At 46.8% G+C, this 20,082-nt stretch carries 22 protein-coding genes and 1 tRNA gene; 15 read left to right on the forward strand and 8 right to left on the reverse strand.

The window, feature by feature from the left end; genetic code table 11:
* Positions 1-4: 4 nt before the first annotated feature.
* From BCF55_RS07225 to minE, 12 genes are read left to right on the forward strand one after another with little or no spacing between them, the layout of a single operon-like run.
* The gene (locus tag BCF55_RS07225) at positions 5-388 is read left to right on the forward strand and encodes a DUF302 domain-containing protein (protein WP_121012101.1); all 384 of its coding nucleotides are present in this window, start codon (positions 5-7) and stop codon (positions 386-388) included.
* Positions 385-1,473: a bifunctional diaminohydroxyphosphoribosylaminopyrimidine deaminase/5-amino-6-(5-phosphoribosylamino)uracil reductase RibD gene (gene ribD, locus BCF55_RS07230; protein ID WP_121012104.1), complete on the forward strand. Its 1,089-nt coding sequence runs from the start codon at positions 385-387 to the stop codon at positions 1,471-1,473. Before BCF55_RS07225 ends, ribD begins: the two co-directional genes overlap by 4 nt.
* 10 nt (positions 1,474-1,483) lie before the next feature.
* A complete protein-coding gene (gene ygfZ / locus BCF55_RS07235; RefSeq protein ID WP_121012107.1) occupies positions 1,484-2,410 on the forward strand; it encodes a CAF17-like 4Fe-4S cluster assembly/insertion protein YgfZ in 927 nt (308 codons plus the stop codon).
* Positions 2,388-2,702: a hypothetical protein gene (locus tag BCF55_RS07240; protein ID WP_121012110.1), complete on the forward strand. Its 315-nt coding sequence runs from the start codon at positions 2,388-2,390 to the stop codon at positions 2,700-2,702. Before ygfZ ends, BCF55_RS07240 begins: the two co-directional genes overlap by 23 nt.
* 15 nt (positions 2,703-2,717) lie before the next feature.
* Positions 2,718-3,413 (forward strand): dienelactone hydrolase family protein, encoded by a 696-nt coding sequence (locus BCF55_RS07245; protein WP_121012113.1) that lies wholly within the window; start codon positions 2,718-2,720, stop codon positions 3,411-3,413.
* A 36-nt stretch (positions 3,414-3,449) separates the two neighbouring features.
* A complete protein-coding gene (gene rpmB / locus BCF55_RS07250) occupies positions 3,450-3,656 on the forward strand; it encodes a 50S ribosomal protein L28 (RefSeq protein WP_121012116.1) in 207 nt (68 codons plus the stop codon).
* A gap of 3 nt (positions 3,657-3,659) precedes the next feature.
* The gene (gene aroC / locus BCF55_RS07255; RefSeq protein ID WP_121012119.1) at positions 3,660-4,832 is read left to right on the forward strand and encodes a chorismate synthase; all 1,173 of its coding nucleotides are present in this window, start codon (positions 3,660-3,662) and stop codon (positions 4,830-4,832) included.
* A gap of 15 nt (positions 4,833-4,847) precedes the next feature.
* Positions 4,848-5,594, forward strand: coding sequence for an MlaE family lipid ABC transporter permease subunit (locus BCF55_RS07260; RefSeq protein WP_121012122.1), 747 nt, complete (start codon positions 4,848-4,850; stop codon positions 5,592-5,594).
* A gap of 26 nt (positions 5,595-5,620) precedes the next feature.
* Complete coding sequence (locus tag BCF55_RS07265) at positions 5,621-6,532, forward strand: cation diffusion facilitator family transporter (protein WP_121012125.1); 912 nt, start codon at positions 5,621-5,623, stop codon at positions 6,530-6,532.
* A 14-nt stretch (positions 6,533-6,546) separates the two neighbouring features.
* Entirely contained in the window at positions 6,547-7,122 is a 576-nt protein-coding gene (gene minC, locus BCF55_RS07270; RefSeq protein WP_121012128.1) for a septum site-determining protein MinC, read from the forward strand.
* Between the two features lie 11 nt (positions 7,123-7,133).
* Complete coding sequence (gene minD, locus BCF55_RS07275) at positions 7,134-7,922, forward strand: septum site-determining protein MinD (RefSeq protein WP_121012131.1); 789 nt, start codon at positions 7,134-7,136, stop codon at positions 7,920-7,922.
* A 6-nt stretch (positions 7,923-7,928) separates the two neighbouring features.
* Positions 7,929-8,171 carry a cell division topological specificity factor MinE gene (gene minE / locus BCF55_RS07280; protein ID WP_211322887.1) on the forward strand — a complete coding sequence of 81 codons (243 nt, stop codon included), beginning with the start codon at positions 7,929-7,931 and terminating at the stop codon, positions 8,169-8,171.
* Here the strand turns inward: minE and prfA are convergent.
* From prfA to mnmE, 4 genes are read right to left on the reverse strand one after another with little or no spacing between them, the layout of a single operon-like run.
* Complete coding sequence (gene prfA / locus BCF55_RS07285) at positions 8,168-9,253, reverse strand: peptide chain release factor 1 (protein ID WP_121012137.1); 1,086 nt, start codon at positions 9,251-9,253, stop codon at positions 8,168-8,170. The two genes, minE and prfA, sit on opposite strands and share 4 nt — an antisense overlap.
* Positions 9,253-9,453, reverse strand: a complete 201-nt coding sequence (rpmE, locus tag BCF55_RS07290; RefSeq protein ID WP_121012140.1) for a 50S ribosomal protein L31 — start codon at positions 9,451-9,453, stop codon at positions 9,253-9,255. The genes prfA and rpmE overlap by 1 nt, the downstream gene beginning before the upstream one ends.
* Before the next feature lie 33 nt (positions 9,454-9,486).
* Positions 9,487-10,767, reverse strand: coding sequence for a transcription termination factor Rho (rho, locus tag BCF55_RS07295; RefSeq protein WP_121012143.1), 1,281 nt, complete (start codon positions 10,765-10,767; stop codon positions 9,487-9,489).
* 12 nt (positions 10,768-10,779) lie between these two features.
* Positions 10,780-12,126, reverse strand: a complete 1,347-nt coding sequence (gene mnmE, locus BCF55_RS07300) for a tRNA uridine-5-carboxymethylaminomethyl(34) synthesis GTPase MnmE (RefSeq protein WP_121012146.1) — start codon at positions 12,124-12,126, stop codon at positions 10,780-10,782.
* 35 nt (positions 12,127-12,161) lie between these two features.
* Here mnmE and BCF55_RS07305 point away from each other — a divergent pair.
* From BCF55_RS07305 to BCF55_RS07315, 3 genes are all read left to right on the forward strand, one after another.
* Positions 12,162-12,245: transfer RNA gene (locus BCF55_RS07305), tRNA-Leu, on the forward strand.
* 10 nt (positions 12,246-12,255) lie between these two features.
* Positions 12,256-13,428: a tRNA (guanine(10)-N(2))-dimethyltransferase gene (locus tag BCF55_RS07310; RefSeq protein ID WP_121012149.1), complete on the forward strand. Its 1,173-nt coding sequence runs from the start codon at positions 12,256-12,258 to the stop codon at positions 13,426-13,428.
* Positions 13,428-14,387 carry a bifunctional phosphoglucose/phosphomannose isomerase gene (locus BCF55_RS07315; RefSeq protein WP_121012153.1) on the forward strand — a complete coding sequence of 320 codons (960 nt, stop codon included), beginning with the start codon at positions 13,428-13,430 and terminating at the stop codon, positions 14,385-14,387. The genes BCF55_RS07310 and BCF55_RS07315 overlap by 1 nt, the downstream gene beginning before the upstream one ends.
* On the opposite strand, the gene BCF55_RS07320 is transcribed toward BCF55_RS07315, so the two are convergent.
* The 4 genes from BCF55_RS07320 to BCF55_RS07335 are packed head-to-tail and all read right to left on the reverse strand — an operon-like array spanning position 14,384 to position 20,042.
* On the reverse strand, positions 14,384-14,959 hold the full coding sequence (locus tag BCF55_RS07320; protein ID WP_121012156.1) for a hypothetical protein: 576 nt from the start codon (positions 14,957-14,959) through the stop codon (positions 14,384-14,386). The genes BCF55_RS07315 and BCF55_RS07320 overlap by 4 nt on opposite strands.
* Positions 14,949-18,350: a molybdopterin-dependent oxidoreductase gene (locus BCF55_RS07325; protein WP_121012159.1), complete on the reverse strand. Its 3,402-nt coding sequence runs from the start codon at positions 18,348-18,350 to the stop codon at positions 14,949-14,951. Before BCF55_RS07325 ends, BCF55_RS07320 begins: the two co-directional genes overlap by 11 nt.
* A complete protein-coding gene (locus tag BCF55_RS07330; protein WP_121012162.1) occupies positions 18,343-19,380 on the reverse strand; it encodes a hypothetical protein in 1,038 nt (345 codons plus the stop codon). Before BCF55_RS07330 ends, BCF55_RS07325 begins: the two co-directional genes overlap by 8 nt.
* Entirely contained in the window at positions 19,377-20,042 is a 666-nt protein-coding gene (locus BCF55_RS07335; RefSeq protein ID WP_211322888.1) for a 4Fe-4S dicluster domain-containing protein, read from the reverse strand. Before BCF55_RS07335 ends, BCF55_RS07330 begins: the two co-directional genes overlap by 4 nt.
* Positions 20,043-20,082: the final 40 nt, after the last annotated feature.

Consider the following 20,082-nt stretch of genomic DNA (forward strand, 5'->3'; position numbering starts at 1 on the left):
GAAAATGCTCATAAACGTTGAGAGCGCCAAAAGCGTTGAAGAGGTCAGACAGAAACTTGAAGAAACAGCAAAGGCTAAAGGTTTCGGTGTAATGAGCACCCACGAAGTTACAAAGATACTTGAGAGCAAAGGACAGCCCATAAACTATTCCTGCGTGATAGTTGAGATATGCCAGCCCAGAGCAGCGAGCCAGGTTCTGTCAAGGAATCCTTACATATCAACGGCTATGCCCTGTAGGGTAGCAATATTTGAGCAGGGTGGTAAAACCATCCTCAGCACTATCGCACCCACAGAAATGCTTAACATGTTTAACGAGCAGGAGCTTGAAGGTATAGCTCAAGAGGTAGAGAAGCTCGTAAGAGAAATAATGGAAGAATCAGCTAAATGAATGAAGCCGGTTACATGTCCCTTGCCCTTTCCCTCGCCCGGAGGAGGAAAGGTCTGACCCATCCAAATCCAACTGTAGGTTGCGTGGTGGTGAGGGAAGGGGAGATAGTCGGTCTAGGATACCATGAAAGGGCTGGGTACCCCCATGCCGAAGTTGTAGCTTTAGAGCAGGCTGGAGATAGAGCCGAAGGAGCAACAGTCTACGTGACCCTTGAACCCTGTACCCACTTTGGCAGAACTCCCCCCTGTACAGATGCACTCATAAGGGCAAAGGTAAAGAAGGTTGTCGTAGCGGTTCAGGACCAGAACCCCATGGTGAGAGGAAAGGGCATCCAGAAACTCCAGGAGGCAGGCATAGAGGTCGTTACAGGTGTACTTGAAAGGGAAGCTTACGAGCTGAACGAAGACTTCTTTACATACGTGACAAAGAAGAGACCTTACGTTACCCTTAAACTTGCCCAGACAGTAGATGGAAAGATAGCTACCCTATCGGGGGACAGTAAGTGGATAAGCTCCCCTCAGAGCAGGCGCTTTGCTCACAGGCTAAGAGCTGAAGCCACCGCTGTACTTGTAGGTATAAACACGGTCCTGAGGGACAACCCCTCTTTAACGGTCAGGCATATACCCTTTGAGAGGCAGCCTACAAGGGTGGTCATTGACCCGGAACTTGACATACCCATTGATTCTGACCTCGTCCGTGATGGTATAGCTCAGACCCTTGTCGTTTTCTCACAGCGAAAACCCAGCAAGGAGGAAGGACTGCTAAGGTTGGGGGTGCAACTGCTTCACATGGAGGAAATTGACCTCACGGAGCTTCTGGGAGAACTTGCAAGGAGAGATATACTTCACCTCCTGGTAGAGGGAGGAGCTTACACGGTTAGCACCTTTATAAGAGAGGGTTTATGGGACAGACTGGTTTTATTTCAAGCTCCCAAACTCTTGGGAGAAGGAGTATCCCTGAGCGGTTTAGGAATTGAAAGGATAAGCGACTGTTTGAACCTTAAGCTCAGGAAAGGCTATAGGCTTGGAGAAGACATGGTTTTTGAGTATGTCCCCGTCATGGAAAGAAGGCTCTTGAAATGGTAAAGTCATTTCAATGAGGTGGATAAAGCTCAACAGGAGCAAGATAAAGGTATTCGGAAAACCTGTAAAAATCCTTATGAAGGGTATGACAGCGCCAGAGGAACACACCCATTTCCTGCACAGCCTTCTTACCAATAACATAAAGGCGCTCCAGCCAGGAAGTTTTAACTACAACCTATGGTTAAAACAGAACGGACAGCCTGTAGGTGATTTCTTTGTTTACAGGGTAGGAGAGTACTACATACTTGATACGGAGAAGCCTGCCCATGAGGTTATAGAAGAGTTCAACCGCCTCAAGCTCTCTTTAAAGGTCTTCTTTGAGGATTTGACCTCTGAAATGGAACACATTTTCATCTTCGGTGAGGGAAGCTCGGAATTTATAGAGAGCAACTTCAACACAAAGCTTGAAGACTTACACTTTAAAGAGGTTGACGGCTTAATAATAGCCAAGAATCCGCTGAGGTTGAGGCAGACAGGCTACGACCTCATGGGAGACCTGTCGCATGTAAGAGAGATACTGCCCAAAGATAAATCTATTCATGAAAAAGAGTTTGAGGATGAGAGGATCAGAAACTGTGTACCTAAGATCGGCAAAGAACTCGGGGAAGGATATTCTCCCTTAGAAGCTGGGGTTTTAAACTACGCTATAGACATGAACAAGGGATGCTATGTGGGGCAAGAAGCCATAGCACGGGTTTACTTCAGGGGAAGGACTCCAAGGGTACTCACAAGGATGGTAAGGTTAGAGGGTGAGATCTCAGAGGGAGATAAGCTCCAGGTTGGAAATAAGGCTGTGGGCATAATAACCTCTCTAAACTCCGAAGGCAGCCTTGCTCTGGGATACGTTTTAAGAAGCCTTTACGAGCCTGGCAAAGAACTGGAAACTCAGAAGGGAAGGGTTAGGCTGGAGGAGAGTTGTGAACAAGAGAGAAAGAGCTAAAGAGCTTTTAGGTGAGCTATTAGAGAAAGCTTGTCAGGGTCTTGAGCAGGAGGAGAAGGACAGTAAAAGCCTTTTCTTCTGCAGAGGTGAACTTGTCGGGTCTGTAGTCCAGCTAGGGGAGGATAGGCTTGCCGTAAGCGTGTATTCCCAAAAGATAGATGACCCCATTCACAAAGAGTTCCTTAATAGGGTCAAGGAGACCTTTGAAGGTCAGATTCTAGAGCATGGAACAAAACTCTCAAGTGGTGTTGAACAAAACTTTTACTACACCTATGTTCATGTAAAATTATGAAAGGAGGGAACAGGTATGGGAAGGAATGTAGAGTTTGAGGTTAGTGGGGTGAAAGTTACCGGATACCTGGCAGAGCCTTCAAACAAAGGACCTGCGGTTTTGATAATACATGAGTGGTGGGGACTGGATTCTCCCCTATCAAACATAAAGGAGCTCACAGATAAACTTGCAGGGGAAGGATTTGTAGCCTTTGCCCCAGACCTGTACAAAGGCAAAAGTGCAGATAATCCGGACGATGCGGGCAAGCTTATGACGGATATGTTTCAGAACAGGATGAACGAAGTGGATGCTATGTTCAGGGCGAGTGTTGAATACCTCAAAAACCTGGACATAACAGAACCAGCAAAGGTTGGTGTAACGGGTTTCTGCTGCGGTGGAACCCTTTCTATGTACTTTGCAAGCAAGTTTCCTGAGCTGATTGACGCGAGCGTTCCTTTCTACGGATTGCCCCAGCTTGCCCCAATTGACCCGCATACGATAAAAGTTCCAATATTCTTTATCATGGCACAGAACGATGAGTTTGTGGACAACGACAGTGTAATAGACCTTTTCAAAGGGGTATGGAAGAACGGCGTTGAAGCTCAAGCGAAGGTCTATCCGGGTGTGAACCACGCCTTTCTTAACGACAGGAGGCCTGACGTTTACAACGAAAGCTGCGCAAAGGATGCCTGGAATCTGGCAGTTGAGTTCTTTAGGAGACATCTCGGCTGATTTCTGATACAATATTTCACCTTCTGGAGGTAAAGTATGGCTGCCTGTGAGATATGCGGTAAGAGAGTTATGCACGGAAGGAGAGTTACCTTCTCTGCAGAGAGGAACCCCAGACTGTTCAAGCCCAACGTCCACAAGTTAAGGGTCAGATTGCCCGATGGGACTGTAAAAAGGGTATACGTCTGCACCAAGTGTCTAAAAGCTGGCAAGGTTGTAAAGGCTGTTCGCGTCCCGAAAGAGTAGTAGATGTCCCTTCGCGTTCTCCGATTCCTAACCGCAGGGGAGTCCCACGGTAGAGGACTCACAGCTGTCCTTGAGGGCATACCTGCTAACCTTGATATATCCACAGAGTATATAAACAGGGAGCTTCAAAGGAGGCAGAGGGGGTACGGTCGTGGGGGGAGGATGAAGATTGAAAAGGACAAGGTTGAGATACTCTCAGGTGTTCGTTTTGGAAAGACAATAGGGTCCCCTATAACCCTCTGGATAGAAAACAAAGACTGGAAAAACTGGGAAGATAAGATGGCTGTGGAGGGAGAACCTACGGAGAGCGTAGTTCCCTTTAAGAGACCGAGACCAGGGCACGCGGACCTGGTGGGGGGTATAAAGTACAACCAGAGAGACCTGAGAAATATTCTTGAAAGAGCCTCCGCAAGAGAGACAGCAGCCAGGGTAGCTATCGGTGCCGTCTGTAAAAGGTTTCTTGAAGAGTTTGGCATACGGGTCGGTAGCTACGTTATAAACATCGGAGAGTGCTCATTTCCACTGGAAGAAAAGGACCTTCTCAAAAGACATGAGCTTGCCGAGCAATCGGAATTGAGATTCCCAGACCCTTCAAAGGACGAAGAATTCAAGAGGTACATAGACAGTGTGCGGGAGAAAGGAGAGAGCGCCGGCGGAATGTTTGAGGTGTTTGCAGTTGGTGTTCCACCTGGTCTTGGAAGTCATATCCAGTGGGACAGAAGGATAGATGGAAGGATAGCACAGGCTATGATGAGTATTCAGGCTATGAAAGCCGTTGAAATAGGGCTTGGTGTAGAATCCGCTACAAGACTTGGTTCTGAAGTCCATGATGAGATAGGCTATGACCCGGAGAGAGGCTACTTCAGGTATTCTAACAACCTGGGCGGTACAGAGGGAGGGATAACCAACGGCATGCCCATTCTGGTGAGGGTTACAATGAAGCCCATACCAACCTTAAAAAACCCCCTCAGGAGCGTGGATATAGATACGAAGGAAGAGCTCAGTGCAGGCAAGGAAAGGACAGACGTCGTTGCAGTACCAGCTGCTTCCGTTGTTGGAGAAGCTATGCTGGCTATAGTTCTTACAGACGCCCTTCTTGAGAAGCTCGGAGGCGATTTCATGGAAGAGGTGAAAAGCCGGTTTGAGATCTATATGAAACACGTAAAAAGCTTCTGATATCCTATTTTTAAAATGAACTGGTTTGTAAAACTCACCGAAGAAGTTGGGAGGGCTTCTCTCCTAGCACTTCAGGCTGTGTACTTTTTATTTAGAAAACCTCCCAAACTTAAACACTTTGTAAGTCAGTTTACCTACATAGCAGCGGAGACTTCCCTGGTTGTTCTTGTAACCTCAACCTTTACCGGAGGGGTGATAGCCCTTCAGACTTATTCAACGTTCCACAGGTTCAACGCGGAGTACTTGATAGGTGCGGTTGTAGCTCTTTCCATGGGAAGAGAATTGGGGCCCGTGCTCACCTCCCTTATGGTCGTTGCAAGGGTAGGCTCGGCTATGACAGCTAACATCGGAACCATGAGGATCACCCAGCAGATAGATGCGCTTGAAGTTATGGCTGTTAACCCTGTAAGGTACCTTGTTACACCACGTCTGTTTTCCACCACCATAGGTGTTCCTTTCCTTACAGTTCTTTCAAACGTCGCTGGTATGTTCGGGGGATGGGTTGTTGCAACAAAGCTCTTTCAGGTAAACGAGTACCTGTACTGGCAAAAAATGGTGGACCTTACGGAGTTTTACGATATACTCGGTGGGCTGTATAAGGCTGTAGTGTTCGGTTTCATAATAGCCACGGTAAGCTGTTACTTCGGTTTTTACACAGAGGGTGGGACAGAAGGTGTAGGCAGAGCAACCACCAATTCGGTGGTAACCTCCTCAATGCTCATACTCATAACGGACTACTTCCTGACGGCGATAATATTCTGAAAACCCAATTCTGATAAATTTTTAGCATGGACAGGAAAAACAGCGTAAAGGTTCTCGGGATAAGCTTAGCTCTGGTATTCTCCTTTGCCCTCGTTGAACTTGTGGGTGGGTTTCTCACCAACAGTCTCGCTCTCCTATCGGACGCAGGGCACATGCTCACCGACAGCGTGTCTCTGCTCATAGCTCTCATAGCCCAGCTCATAGTCCAAAGGGCACGTGGAAAGAGGATGACCTTCGGACTTTACAGGTTAGAGGTTGTTGCCGCACTTATGAACGGAATATTCCTGATTGGACTTATAGGTTACATAGCCTACGAAGCCTTTCAGAGGTTTTTAAATCCGGAACCCGTGCTTGGTCCTCAGATGTTAGCCATAGCAGGTGTAGGTCTTCTGATAAACCTAATGGCTGGTTACATGCTCTTTAAAAGTGCCGAAGAGAACATAAATATTAAAGCGGCTTTTCTTCATGTTGTTACAGATACTCTGGGTTCTATAGCTGCAATAATAGCCGGTATTGCTGTTTCCCTGTGGAAGTTTTACCTTGCAGACCCCATACTGAGCGTAGCCATATCCCTTTTGATACTTCCAGGAGCCTACACTGTGATAAAGGACTCTCTTAATGTCCTCCTTGAGCTTGTACCTTCTGCGATTGACCCGGAGGAGATAGAGGAGGAGATAAGAAAACTCCCTGGAATAATTGACGTCCATGACCTTCACGTATGGTCAATAACTTCCGGGAACGTGGTGCTTACAGCTCATGTTGTGGTAAGCAACATAGAAGCGTGCAATGATGTGCTCAAAAGTATAGAGGAAGTAGCGTCAAGATACGGGATAAACCATACCACCATACAGGTTGAAAGGGAAGGGTACTCCTGTCCTCCCTCGTGTCCTCTCCTGCACAGAGAAGGGGGTTTAGAGCACCACCATCACCACCATTGATATAATATTCTCCAGTGGTAGAGATAAAAGGTGTCACCCTTCCTGTAATAGCTATCAGGATAAAGGAAACAAAGGACCTGAACTCTGTAAAGGAAGAGATAAAGAGCAAAGTGAAGGGAAAGCTATTTCAGGGAAGTTACTTTATCCTTGAGAACGCTGAAGAGTTACCCGAAAACTGGCTCCCAGAGTTAGAGAGCTTTCTCAAAGAGATGAGCCTGGAAAACATAAGCAGAATGGGCAGGGACCAACAAAGAGAGACAAAATGCGACAGACTCCTGGTAGTTGACCGTTCCCTAAGGTCAGGGCAAAAAGTAGAGCACGGTGGAGATGTTCTCGTACTGGGCGATGTAAATAAAGATGCAGAAGTGATAGCAGTAGGTAATATTATTATTATGGGTGCGCTGAGGGGTATAGCTATAGCCGGCGCTCTTGGTGATGAGAATGCAGTGGTTGTTGCTATGAAGATGGAACCTCAACAGATAAGGATAGGAAAGAAGATAGCCATATCCGACGAATCAGAACGTGTATCACCAGGCTACCCTGAAGTAGCCCGTGTTGAAGATGGTATGATAGTTTTAGAGAAAGTTTAAGAGGTGGGGATATGACAGAGGTAATCGTTGTTACATCGGGAAAGGGAGGTGTAGGCAAAACAACCCTCACCGCCAATCTGGGAGTGGCTCTCGCTAAACTGGGAAAGAAGGTCCTCCTTATAGATGCCGATATAGGACTTAGAAATCTTGATATGATTCTGGGACTTGAAAACAGAATAGTTTACGACATACTTGACGTTCTGGAGGGGAGGATTCCCCCTGAAAAAGCTTTTGTAAAGGATAAGAGGGGGTTAAACCTCTTCCTCTTACCGGCAAACCAGACAAAGAATAAGGATGCAATAAACACCGACAAGTGGTTGGAGCTTATAAATAGCATAAAATCTAAAGGTGATTTTGACTTCATAATAATAGACTCCCCCGCCGGTATAGAGCAGGGTTTCAAGATAGCAGTTACTCCCGCAGACAGAGCGTACATAGTTGTAAATCCAGAAGTTTCATCTGTAAGGGACGCTGACCGAGTGATAGGTATCCTTGAAAGCATGAACAAAGAGGACTACTGGGTCATAGTTAACAGGATAAGGTGGAAAATGGTAAAAAGAGGAGAGATGCTCTCAGTGGAGGACATAGTTGACATACTGAAAGCTCCCCTTATAGGGGTTATACCCGAAGAGGAAAAGCTGGTGGACTTTACCAACAGAGGAGAACCTATAGTTTTACATCCCAAATACAACGCTGCAAAGGCTATAATGGACGTAGCGAGGAGAACTTTGGGCGAGGAAGTACCCTTTGAACGCTACGGGGAGAAAGAAGGATTTTTAAGTAAGTTTTTTGGAGGTTAAGGCTTGTTGAATATAGGCTCGTTTTTTAGAAAGAAGAGTAAGGACGTAGCAAAACAGAGACTTATGCTCGTCCTGAGCTACGAGAGGCAGGGTCTCCCTCCAAGTATGGTTGAGAAATTAAAGGAAGACCTTATATCTCTTTTTTCCAAATACCCCCAATTTGATGCAGAAGGTATTGATGTGGCCCTTAAGAAAAACGAGGAAGAGAGGGAGGAACTCTGGATAAGCATACCTTTCAAAGTTAGTTAAGCCGTTTCAACCAGCTTAAGCCTTTCTTCCAGCTCCTTTGCCCGCAGAGCATCTATAATCTCGTCCAGCTTGCCTTCCAGTACATCCTGAAGTTTGTAAAGGGTGAGATTTATTCTGTGGTCTGTAACCCGGTTTTGAGGAAAGTTATAAGTTCTTATCTTCTCGCTTCTTTCACCTGTTCCTACCTGCTCTTTTCTCTCCTTTGCAATCTCCTCCATCTTCTTGCGCTCATAAAAGTCCTTGAGCTTTGCATAAAGGATCTTAAGAGCCTTCTGTTTATTCTGAAACTGGGACCTCTCATCTTGGCAAGATACAACTATACCGGTGGGTATGTGGGTTATCCTTACAGCGGTCTCCGTCGTGTTTACATACTGCCCCCCAGCACCGGAAGCTCTGAAAGTTTCAATTTTAAGGTCCTGAGGATTTATCTCAATTTCTGTTTCGTCAGCCTCCGGGAGAACCGCTACCGTTGCTGTTGATGTATGAATCCTGCCACCGCTCTCGGTTGCAGGGACCCTCTGAACTCTGTGGACTCCACTTTCATACTTTAGTCTTGAATAGGCTCCTTCACCCTCTATAAGTGCCACGACCTCCTTGTAGCCACCAAGTCCAGTTTTGTTAGCACTAAGAATGGAAAACTTCCAACCTTTATCCTCCGCGTATCTCTGATACATCCTTAAAAGATCTGCAACAAAAAGGGCTGCCTCCTCTCCGCCAGTACCGGCTCTTATCTCAAGTATCACGTTTTTTGAATCATTCGGGTCCTTCGGAATAAGGAGGAGTTTCAGTCTATCCTCAACTTCAGAGAGTTCTTTTTGAAGCTTCTCAACCTCCTCATGGGCTAACTCCCTAAGCTCCTTCTCGGAGCTTTTAAGAAGTTCTCTTGCCTCCTTTAACTCCTTCTGGAGTTTTTTGTACTCCTGATAAAGCTCGTACAACTCAGAAAGCTCTTTATGTTCCCTGCTGAGTGCCCTGTAGCGATCTATGTCCTTGATGACTTCAGATTTAGACAACTCCTCTTCAAGCCTTTTATACTTTTCCGAGAGCTTCTCCAGTTTATCTATAAGCTCTCTCTTGAGCATCAACCTTCCTTCTTTTCACCGGGTGAAGCAAGTTCTAAGAACATCGGCTTCAACCTTAACTTGCCGGTGTAAAAAGGATGACACTGATTACACACTTCAACATGAATGGTTCCCCCTTTAGTGGAAAGTAAGGTGAAGGTATTTCCGCAACCGCACACAAAGGTAGTAGGTTGAAGTTCGGGGTGTATGTCTCTCTTCATCTCAAACCTCCGTTCCTGAAGCTAAATATTATACTATGCATTCATAGCTTTAAGAAACTCCCTGTTGGTTTTAAATCTCTTAAGCTTGTCTATCAAGAACTCCATAGCTTCTACAGGGTCCATCGTTGAGAGAAACTTTCTGAGAACCCACATCCTCTGAAGTTCCCAGTCTTCCACGAGGAGCTCTTCCTTTCTAGTTCCGGATCTCTCTACGTTTATTGCAGGGAAAACCCTACGCTCCATAAGCCTTCTGTCCAAGTGTATCTCCATGTTACCTGTTCCCTTAAACTCTTCATAGATAACATCATCCATCCTTGAGCCTGTCTCTATAAGGGCGGTAGCTATTATCGTTAGGGAGCCTCCTTCCTCTATATTCCTTGCTGCTCCAAAGAACTTTTTTGGTCTCTGAAGGGCGGTAGCCTCTATACCTCCTGAGAGCACCCTTCCTGTAGGTGGGGTAACAGCGTTGGAAGCTCTTGCAAACCTCGTCATTGAATCAAGGAGTATCACAACGTCGTTCTTTAGCTCAACAAGCCTTTTAGCTTTCTCAATAACGAGTTCCGCAACCTGCATATGTCTCTCAGGGGGTTCATCAAAGGTAGAAGCTACGACTTCTGCACCGTCACCGACAATCCTACGCATCTCCGTAACTTCTTCGGGTCTCTCATCAATCAGCAATATTATTAGATGAACTTCTGGGTGATTCTCTATCAAAGCCCTTGATATCTTCTGAAGCAGAACAGTTTTACCCGCCTTGGGAGGTGCCACCAGCATACCTCTCTGTCCTTTACCTATAGGCGCTACCAGGCTTATAACTCTGGTTGATAGTTCCCTTGGGTCGTATTCAAGGTTAAACCTTTCGGTGGGGTGGTAAGGTGTCAGTTTATCAAAGGTAGGCCTACTTCTTAGAACTTCCGGGTCAGCTGTAAGTCCGTTAACAGCCTCCATCTTTATAAGAGCCTTATACTTTTCCCCCTCCTTCGGAAGGCGCGCAAAACCAACTATGGTGTCACCTGTCCTGAGCCCGAACTTCTTTATCTGAGAAGGTGCAACGTACACGTCTTCCCAGCTTGGCATGTAGTTGTTCTGGGCGCTCCTCATGAAACCGTAACCTTCTGGGAGGACCTCAAGGACTCCCTTAACAAAGACCAGACCACCATCCTTAGCCTGGGCACCCAAGATCCTCTCAATGAGCTCTTCCTTCTTCAGACCTGTAGTTCTCTGAAGCCCAAGCTCCTTACCCAGCTTCTGAAGTTCCTGGAGAGTAAACCTCTTAAGCTCTTCAAGGGTGTAAATCTTCTGAAGTTCCTGCATACTGTCCTCCTGTTATTTTCCTATGCAAAATCTTGAAAATATACTTCCCAATACATCTTCGGTAGTTATGTAACCCACTATCTCTCCCAGGTAATCGGACGCCTCCCTTACATCAAGCATGGCTATCTCCGGACTTATATACTCCTTTTCATAGGTTTCCCTGAATCTTTCAAGGGTATCCTTAGCCTTCTTAAGAAGTTCCTCATGCCTAACTGAAACATAGATGTTTAATCCTTCTTGAGCTAAAGCTCCTGCCTTTTTGAGAATTTTCTCTTCAAGGTTTTTTAGTCCATACCCCTTGAGGGCACTAACCTTTATTATAGAATGTCCTTCAAAAATTTCAAGAGGGACTACATCTCCGAGGTCGGTCTTGTTGAATACCACGATAAGGTCCCTATCCTTGATCTGCTCGTAAAGTTTCAGGTCCTCTTCACCAATGGGTTGTGAAGCGTCAACCACAAATAAGACAACATCAGCTTCCTCTATCTTCTTCAAACTCCTTTCAATGCCTATCCTTTCAACTGGGTCATGAGCTCTCCTTATACCGGCTGTGTCTATAAGTCTGACAGGTACACCCCTTAGGTTAAGGGTCTCCTCTATATAGTCTCTCGTTGTTCCCTCTATATCGGTAACTATAGCCCTGTCCTCTTTCAGAAGGGCATTAAATAGGGAGGATTTACCAACGTTGGGTTTACCGACTATCGCAAGCTTCATTCCTTCCCTTAGGAGTTTTCCCACCTTTGCAGTTCTCAGGAGCTGGTCAATTCCTTCAATAACCCTGTTAACCATCTCTATAACCTGATCCCTGGTTAAAGTGGGGATATCCTCTTCCGAGAATTCTATATCCGCCTCTATAAAGGCTGAAAGCTCAAGGAGGCTTTCTCTGAGAGAGTTCACATACTTGCTCAACTCGCCTTTTAGTTGTCTCATGGAAGCCCTACGAGCTAATTCGGTTTTTGCAGATATGAGTTCAGCGACCGCCTCCGCCTGGGCAAGGTCAAGCTTCCCGTTGAGAAAAGCCCTCTTGGTGAACTCACCTGGCTCGGCAAGTCTGCAACCCGCTCTAAGGAACAGCTCTATGGCTCTCTGGAGTATGAGGGGGTTTCCGTGAAGGGATAGCTCAATCATATCCTCTCCCGTATAGCTGCGAGGTGCTTTGTAGTAGATAAGCACTCCTTCGTCAAGCACTTCCCCCTCCTCGTCCGTAAGGGTGCCGTAGTGGGCATACCTTGGCTTTATATCAGAATTGGTTCTGAAGAATTTCTTAGCTATTTCTAAAACACCTTTACCTGTAAGCCTAACGACCCCTATGGCACTTTCTCCAAAGGGTGTTCCTATAGCAACTATGGGTTCTCTCATGGGGAAGTCTTAAAATATAATATAGCTCTTCGTCAGGGGGTATGGCGGAACTGGCAGACGCAGCGGACTTAAAATCCGCGGGCCGCACGGCCGTCCGGGTTCGACTCCCGGTACCCCCATGAGAAAAGAATGAAAACAATTCAAGAAGGTAAAGCTCAGATATTCGTCCCTGAACTTAGAGAGATCGTCTCCTCCGATATGCCCGTCTTCTATAACCAGAAAATGAGAGTGAACAGAGACCTCGCAGTCCTTGGTTTGGATTATCTGTGCAGGAAACTGAGAAGGGAGCTGAAGGTAGCAGACCCTCTGGCTGCAAGCGGTATAAGAGCGATAAGGTTTATCAAAGAAACCAACTGCGTCGGTAAAGTTTACGCTAACGATATAAACGAAAAGGCAACAAAGATAATGGAGGAGAACTTCAGGCTGAATGAAATTTCTCCAGAGAAATATGAGATTCACAGGGAGGACGCCAACTTCTTCCTTAGAAAAAGCTGGGGCTTTGGTTTTGATTACGTTGACCTAGACCCCTTCGGAACTCCTGTTCCCTTCATAGAATCAGCAGCCCTGAGCATGAAGAGGGGAGGGATATTGAGTCTGACCGCCACCGATACCGCACCCCTCTCTGGAACTTATCCCAAAACATGTATAAGGAGATACGGAGCAAAGCCTCTAAGGAACGAGTTCAAGCACGAGGTAGGCATAAGGATACTCATAAAGAAGGTCATAGAGCTCGCAGCCCAGTATGATATAGCGATGATACCGATATTCGCCTACTCCCACCTTCACTACTTCAAGCTCTTCTTCGTCAAGGACAGGGGTGCCAGGCTGACCAACTCCCTCATAGACCGGTTCGGATACGTCCTTTACTGCTTCAACTGCATGAACCGCGAAGCGGTCTTTGACATCCTGAAAACTAAAGAGCACTGCCCCGTGTGCGGGACGAGGTTCAACGTGGGAGGTCCCATGTGGCTCGGGGAGCTCTGGGACGAGGAGTTTACCGATTTCCTTTACAGGGAGGCTCATGAGAGGGAAGAGATAGCTATGGAGACTAAGAGGATTCTAAAGTCAATCTGGGAGGAAGCGAGACTCCAGACTGTAGGCTTTTACACCGCCTCAAAGTTAGCTGAGAAAATAGGGATACCCCAGCAACCTCCGATAAGGAAGGTGGTGGAGTTTTACGAGGGTGTGAGAACCCACTTTGAGGGGGACGGCTTCAGGACAACTCTCCCCCACGAGGAAGTTCTGAGAAGGTCGGAGGAGTTAAAGGTTATAATAGAACGGCGTTTGAAAGGAGGGGTGTGATGAGTCCTGAGGAGATGCTCAAGAGTTTTCCCAAACAACTTGAGTGGGAGAAGCTTGATATAGACCGCTCACTATATCACACGATAACCTTCTGCGGAATGGGTGGCTCCGGAATAGTGGGAGACATAGCAAGGTCCTGGCTGGAACACAAGGGATGTAAGGTAATAACGAGCTCCCACAGGGGTTACGGACTCCCTAACTACATAAGCGGCGAGGAACACCTCGTTGTATGCATAAGTTACAGCGGAAACACGGAGGAGACCCTGAGCAACTTCGCAGAGGCTCAGAAAAGAGGAGCGAGCATAATCTCAATAAGCTCTGGCGGGAAACTTGAGGAACTCTCTGAAAAGAGCGGAGTACTTCACCTTAAGGTCCCCAAAGGGTTTGCTCCCAGGTATGCCCTCGGATACATGCTCTCAAAGGTTCTTGCGGTCTTGGGAATAGAGAAGGAAGAGCTTGAGGACGCAAGGGAAAACATAGAGAAGAACTACGAAGAGATAAAGAAGAAGGGAGAGGAGATAGCAGAAAAGCTCTACGGTTATATCCCAATAATCTACGCAACGCCTCTGACCGAGGTGGCAGCCTTCAGGTGGAAGACGCAGATAAACGAGAACTCCAAGACTCAAGCTTACTTCGCCACCCTCCCGGAGATGCACCACAACGAAGTGGTAGGTCTTGACAACGCCGAGATAAGGTCAAAGTGTGCCTTTGTGGTCATGTTTGACCCCAAGGACCACGACAGGGTAAGGAGAAGGGTTGACCTGACGATAAGACTACTTAAGGACCTCGGGATAGTCCCGATAGCTATCGGAGGGGACGGGAACTCTTATCTGGCGAGGCTCCTTCACCTTATACACGTTGGGGACTGGGCGAGCTACTATTTGGCGGGTAAGTACGGCTTTGAGCCTCTCCCCGTTAAGGTTATAGACTGGATAAAATCGGAGCTTTCAAAGGGTTAGGTCTCCTTATTGAAGGATGATACAACCCTCTTTAGTAACTGGTTTCTGTCCTCGCTTACAATTCTCAGGATGGGTTCCGTTACCTCGGATAAATCTTTGGATAAGGATGCACTGCTTAAAACTGGCAGAAGGTGGGTGTTAAGGAATCTAAGTTGAGCCATTTCGTTTTTCCGAGCATCAGCAAAATTACCTATTTCTAAGAGGTAGAGCTCCTCCTGAAGTTTTGCCGCTATAAAGCCAAACATAGCCGTGAGGCTATCCGGCTCTATATCAGTTATCTCATATCCTTCTCTTGAGTAAAACTCCATCAATGTTTTAGGTATTAACCCTCTGGAAAACTCCTTAACGTTCGGTTTAAGGTATCTCGCCTTCAGCTTTACGGTTTTATCCTTTAACAGCTTTCTCTTCTTTATCAAACTCAATAGCTTCTGCTCCTTTTCCTTCAGAAAATCTTTCACTTCCTCCGGTAATCTTTCTCCCGTTTCCAGAGCTTTAAGTAAAAGGAAGAGGGAGAGGTAAAGGGAAAGCCTCTCCCTGACTAACTGAATATCTTCAAAGGGATCACCATACAAGGTAAGGGACCTCAAACTTGTGTTTTTTTCCGGTAACCTTTACCTGTGCAGGCGTATAGTAGAAAACCTGTGCAGCACCAAGCCAGCTCAGGAGGGGCCACTTATCCAGGGATGGGTCGTACATCTCCACGGGATTGGGCGATACTCCGTTGAACCTCCACTTGTCCGGATAAAGACCGTTTTCATAATACTGGGCTGGGCTCTTTGTAAAGAGGATCCTTTTAACCGTTTTGGGTAAGCTCCGTACAGGGTTTACAGCTTCTTCTGGTATATCAACCTTATCGGGTAGGTTTTGCAGCGTCTTTGCAACCTTTTCTTCTTTAGGGATAAAGTACTTGGGTTTAGATACTACCGTATCGCTCCATCTTCCGAAACCGTAGGGTATGTGAATTGAACCTCTCTCAACGGTCGGTTCCACGAGAACGGGAACCTCCAATTTTCCTGTTGGTGTATCAACTTCAATAACGTCACCTGTACTTACACCCAATTCTCTTGCGGTCTCCGGATGAATAACAGCGAAGTTTTCAGGAGTAATCTGAGCTATGTAGTAATAAAACTGACTCCTGTGCTTGGTGTATAGGGGACCTGTTGAGAACATAAGTCTGTAAGGATACTCTTTGAAAAGGTCCGGAAGCGAACGATTATCGGCAAAGGGTTTTGGTTCGTAGTACCTAGCTCCCCCCCAGAACTTCTCTCCCGTTATGGTATTGACGGTTTTGGCGATATCCTCGCTCCACACCATAAGGACATGTTTGTAAGTCTTTCTCTTTTCGGGTATTTTTCTCTTTGAAATGCCTTTCTCGTCAAAGGAGCTTTCATAGTCGGTAAACACACCACCTCTTGCAAGGCAGTAAGCCACATACTTCCACTCTTCCTCCGAGAGTATATCTCTGAACTTAGCGACAGGGTAATTGTTGTTTACAAACTCAACCTCTTCAGGAGGAACATCTTTCGGGACAAGCCCTCTCTCCATAGCGTGGTAGGCGCCGTTAGCGTAAACCCTGAGTATGTATTCCCAGAAGCAGTTCAGGGAATAGCTTCTCCCCTCGTTGTGTTTTAGCCCCTTTACGGCTCCCTCTCCAAATCCGGGCATACCTAAAGACTTTCCGAGGTCTATAAAGAACTCCCAGAAACTCGCATATCTCGGGTGTCCGTCGGGGCAGGTTCCTATCTTTTCGGTTTTGGGCATCACTGCTGGCGTACGCCACGCTTCTGCAAGGAGGACACCCCCGCTTGTGGCGTAAAGGTACTGTATCCCCGAAGTACCCGTCTCAAGGTAGGTGGTGTCGGGAACTATGTAGTCCGCATACATGAAAGTTTCGTTAATCGTTGTGGTTATACCTATAAAGAGGGGCAGCTTCTCAGGGTCCGAGAGAACTTCAAGGAACTTTATCCCGTAGTTAGAAGAAAGGACTGGGTTTGCGTAAAAGAGTATAAGGGCTTTTATGGAATATGGATAGGAGTAAAACATACCTGCGAACATTTCTGTATAACTTTCCTCTGCTGACAGGGGATACCAGGGTCTCTTAGTAGGGTAGGGTTTACCCTCCCTTAACCTTATCCAGTACTCCAAGGTTTTTTCGTAGCCGTATTTACATCTATCTATGGGAGGTCCCCATTTCGGTGGCTCACCAAATTTCTTCTTATCTACATGGTATATATACTTGTTGTACTTTGTATGTCCCGCCCTTGCCAGCAGTCCTCCTTTTCTGTGGTAGTTTCCAATCAGTATATCCAGCATTCTGTAAGCCATTACGTTGTATTCCCCCTGAGGGTGCATGGCTACACCTCTGTGTATGTATGTAGCGCTGTAGGGTGCGTTGTCCGTAAAGTCCTTCGCCATTGACACTATAAGGTGCACAGGAACACCGCATATATCGGACCACTCCTCTATACTCTTTGAAAAGGCTTCCTCCTTCAGTATCTGGAGGGCTGTCTTAACTTTTACTTTCTCACCCTTTATATAAACCTCTCCTTCATAAAAGAGTTCGGCTCTTTCAGTTTTATCGGCTGGTACAAACTCGCCGTTGGAAAAGACCAAAGGAGTCTCCGAGTCCTCAAGTCCGAGGTCCTTCGCCTTAAGGAATTCGCCACTTCCCGGTCCCTCCGTTATTACGAGCCATGTGGCGTTTGAAGGAACCGGGTAACCCTTCCTCTTTGCGCTTTCCTCGTTTGGTATCTCCAGATACTCCCTGTTGAATCGCTCATTCTCAAATATCCACCTGAGCATACCCATGGCAAGGGCACCGTCGGTGCTGGGCTTTATGGGAACCCAAACTATGTTGTCGCTGGCAAGGGTTCTGGGTGCTACGGGGTTCACGTAATAGACCTTAACCTCACCCCTAACGGCTCTCTCTATGAGTAGACCTTGTCCTGTAGCCCCTGGGTGAAGCCTTCCCATGGAAGCGCCCGCCATTATCACAACCTTCGCGCTTCTGATGTCCGCCTGTATGTCGTGATAACCAAAGATATGCTTGTCTGCCGTGTAGTATGCGTTTTGACAGGCTGAGGTGTGCCTGAGCCAGTTCACACTTCCGAAGGCGGCGATCCATCTTGCTGAAAAGTAATCCGTATGTCCCTGACCCCTTCCCCTCATGTAAACGACCTGATTTGCCTTTGTGCCCAAGTCCGGTCTGTCAGGATCTATAAGGATGTCCTCAAGTTTCAAGCCACGCTCCCCGAGGATGTTGCTCCACTTAGCCTTGAACTCCTCTACGAGTTTTTTTGGATCTTCCCCCTCCTTCGCCTTTTTAAGGATGCGTTCTGTGTCTTCCTTCATTTCCTTTAAAATTGAGTTGGGGTCATCAAATCCAGCCTCTTTCAGTTTCCCATACACGAAGAGGTCTTTAAGTCCGGGCAATTTTTCCCCCGTCTCTTCAATCACTCCACCTTCCACTATCTCCCTTATGAGCTGCTCCCAGGATATAACCTTCCACTTTCCACTACCCCTCTTACCGGCTCTCTTAAGAGGTTTTAGAACACGGTAAGGGTCGTAAAGGTAATGTATGCCGTCCTGACCTCTCGGACACAAAGAGCCAAACCATTTGTATGCCTCCTTAACGGGTGTTGAGTAGGGGAGGGCATCGTACTTTACCGTCTGCTTTTCAAAGCTCGCAGCCCTGTTGTAGGGATGGTAAGGGTTTCCCTCTATCCTGTCTACTATCTCCTCGTTTCCGACCTTTCTCACTCTGACCCTTATGCCGCACCTGACGTTACATCCCAAACAGGAGGAGTAAACATATCTAACATCTTTCCCGCTCTGAGGATCAGGAAATACACGCTCCCACTTGGGGCGGAAGACTCTGTTCAGGACTGGAAGGTAGGACAGAACGCCAGCACCAAGTAGACCGCCCGCTATCGCTCCCTTTAAGACCTCTCTTCTATCAGCCATTTTCCACACCTCCGAGGATCCTTCTCTCAAAAACCTTCATAGATATCAGGGCGTAGAGACCAAAGGCGAAGAAGAAGAAGGCTAAAGCCTCCGGCAACCAGTGAGATAGAGGGACGTTGTAGTCTAAAGTGGTGAGCGTTGTTTTTGAAACGAGCTGGGTGTTCACAACGATATTCCACCTGTCTAAGACAAGGGCAATTATGGTCAGGACCGAAGAAAGCAAGTTCAGTAGGGAAACCCCTTTGAAAGTTGAAAGATAGGATAAGCCGAGAGCTAAGAGAAACAGGAAAAGGGAAAGCGTATTGAGTCCTGAGTAGACTTTGGAAGCGTTTTCCAGTAGAGGTGTTCCTCCAAAAAGGATAAAAAGTCTTAAGCCCTCAAGAGCTCTCAGGAAAAGGAAGGAAACCAATGTCCAGAAAAGAATCTTGGAGGAAAGGGAATTTATCCTTCCGGAAAGGAAACCGTAAAGGCTCACGGAAAGGAGTATCGCTCCAAGGAAAAAACCCATGGGAAGAAGGGGAAGGAAGTTGTAAAGGTAAAGCTTTGTATCGGCAGTTATGAGCAGACCGGCGTAGTAGGTAGACCATACAGCTCCAAGGAATAAGGCAATGTAAGCCAAGAATTTTGAAACCACTGGCTTCCGTTTAAGGAAGAAGAGGGTTCCCCATACAGATAGGACAAAAGGTAACCAAAGGTTGGCAAGTATGGCTATGAGGGAGGAACCCGGATGGGTCTCTGATGGAAATATATGGGAATAAATAAGGACGAATATTCCCCTTTCAGGATGTCTTATATCTGCCAGAGGACCGAGCAGTATTACGGGAGAGGTGGCTGCCGCCAGTTTTAGGAAGAACAACCTGTTCTCCCTGAACCACGTCCACGGCGTAATAACACCCAAAGCTCCGATAATAGCCGAACCGGAAGCTATTGATATAAGCAAGGTATAGGCAACCATAACCGGGAGCCACAGAATCGGCTCAAAAAACTCATTCGGGTAAAGGTAACCGTGAGGATAGGCAAAGTAGCTCATCTTGCCGCCTCCTTAGGAAGGTTTTTGTAGAAATACTTGGGCTTAGTGCCGTATTCGGGCTTGAGCACCTGAACGGGTGTATGACTGACGTACTTCCTAACTTCTGTTTCTTCGTCTAAGATGTTGCCGAAAACTCTTGCCGCCGTTGGACAAGCCTCAACACAGGCGGGTAACCTTCCTTCGTAAATCCTGTGAACGCAGAATGTGCATTTATCTGCAGTCCCTGTTACGGGATTCATAAACCTCGCACCGTACGGACAAGCTTGAACGCAAGAGGCACAGCCTATACATATCTCGCTGTTGACCAGAACTAACCCATCCTCGTTTATATAGGTGGCTCCTGTTGGACAGGGTTTCACACAAGGAGGGTTCTCGCAGTGATTGCATTGCTTCGGAACAAAAACTACCCTTCCGTCCTCAAACACGTGTCTCTCTATCCACGTTCTGAAGGATTCAATAGGAACGTTATTTTCCGCCGCACATGCAACGACACATGCCATACAACCGTAGCACTTATCAACGTCAATGAACATAGCCCACTTTATCTTCTTCCCCTCTTCTGTTTTCACTGCCGCAGCTACGGGAGCTAAAGAGAACAGCTTTATCGCCTCTCTCCGGCTGAGCTCTACCTTCGTTCCCATCTCACCCTCCTGAATGAGCATTCATTAATTCTAATTATATGACAAAAATCATGAAAGTCAA

The organism is Hydrogenivirga caldilitoris, from assembly GCF_003664005.1.
Classification (GTDB): Bacteria; Aquificota; Aquificia; order Aquificales; family Aquificaceae; genus Hydrogenivirga; species Hydrogenivirga caldilitoris.

Bases quoted from the DNA above. Each gene is read 5' to 3' on its own strand.
- BCF55_RS07225 (WP_121012101.1), top strand. From the start codon at position 5: ATGCTCATAAACGTTGAGAGCGCCAAAAGCGTTGAAGAGGTCAGACAG.
- ribD (WP_121012104.1), top strand. From the start codon at position 385: ATGAATGAAGCCGGTTACATGTCCCTTGCCCTTTCCCTCGCCCGGAGG.
- ygfZ (WP_121012107.1), top strand. From the start codon at position 1,484: ATGAGGTGGATAAAGCTCAACAGGAGCAAGATAAAGGTATTCGGAAAA.
- BCF55_RS07245 (WP_121012113.1), top strand. From the start codon at position 2,718: ATGGGAAGGAATGTAGAGTTTGAGGTTAGTGGGGTGAAAGTTACCGGA.
- rpmB (WP_121012116.1), top strand. From the start codon at position 3,450: ATGGCTGCCTGTGAGATATGCGGTAAGAGAGTTATGCACGGAAGGAGA.
- aroC (WP_121012119.1), top strand. From the start codon at position 3,660: ATGTCCCTTCGCGTTCTCCGATTCCTAACCGCAGGGGAGTCCCACGGT.
- BCF55_RS07260 (WP_121012122.1), top strand. From the start codon at position 4,848: ATGAACTGGTTTGTAAAACTCACCGAAGAAGTTGGGAGGGCTTCTCTC.
- BCF55_RS07265 (WP_121012125.1), top strand. From the start codon at position 5,621: ATGGACAGGAAAAACAGCGTAAAGGTTCTCGGGATAAGCTTAGCTCTG.
- minD (WP_121012131.1), top strand. From the start codon at position 7,134: ATGACAGAGGTAATCGTTGTTACATCGGGAAAGGGAGGTGTAGGCAAA.
- prfA (WP_121012137.1), bottom strand. From the start codon at position 9,253: ATGCTCAAGAGAGAGCTTATAGATAAACTGGAGAAGCTCTCGGAAAAG.
- rpmE (WP_121012140.1), bottom strand. From the start codon at position 9,453: ATGAAGAGAGACATACACCCCGAACTTCAACCTACTACCTTTGTGTGC.
- rho (WP_121012143.1), bottom strand. From the start codon at position 10,767: ATGCAGGAACTTCAGAAGATTTACACCCTTGAAGAGCTTAAGAGGTTT.
- mnmE (WP_121012146.1), bottom strand. From the start codon at position 12,126: ATGAGAGAACCCATAGTTGCTATAGGAACACCCTTTGGAGAAAGTGCC.
- BCF55_RS07310 (WP_121012149.1), top strand. From the start codon at position 12,256: ATGAAAACAATTCAAGAAGGTAAAGCTCAGATATTCGTCCCTGAACTT.
- BCF55_RS07315 (WP_121012153.1), top strand. From the start codon at position 13,428: ATGAGTCCTGAGGAGATGCTCAAGAGTTTTCCCAAACAACTTGAGTGG.
- BCF55_RS07325 (WP_121012159.1), bottom strand. From the start codon at position 18,350: ATGGCTGATAGAAGAGAGGTCTTAAAGGGAGCGATAGCGGGCGGTCTA.
- BCF55_RS07330 (WP_121012162.1), bottom strand. From the start codon at position 19,380: ATGAGCTACTTTGCCTATCCTCACGGTTACCTTTACCCGAATGAGTTT.
- BCF55_RS07335 (WP_211322888.1), bottom strand. From the start codon at position 20,042: ATGCTCATTCAGGAGGGTGAGATGGGAACGAAGGTAGAGCTCAGCCGG.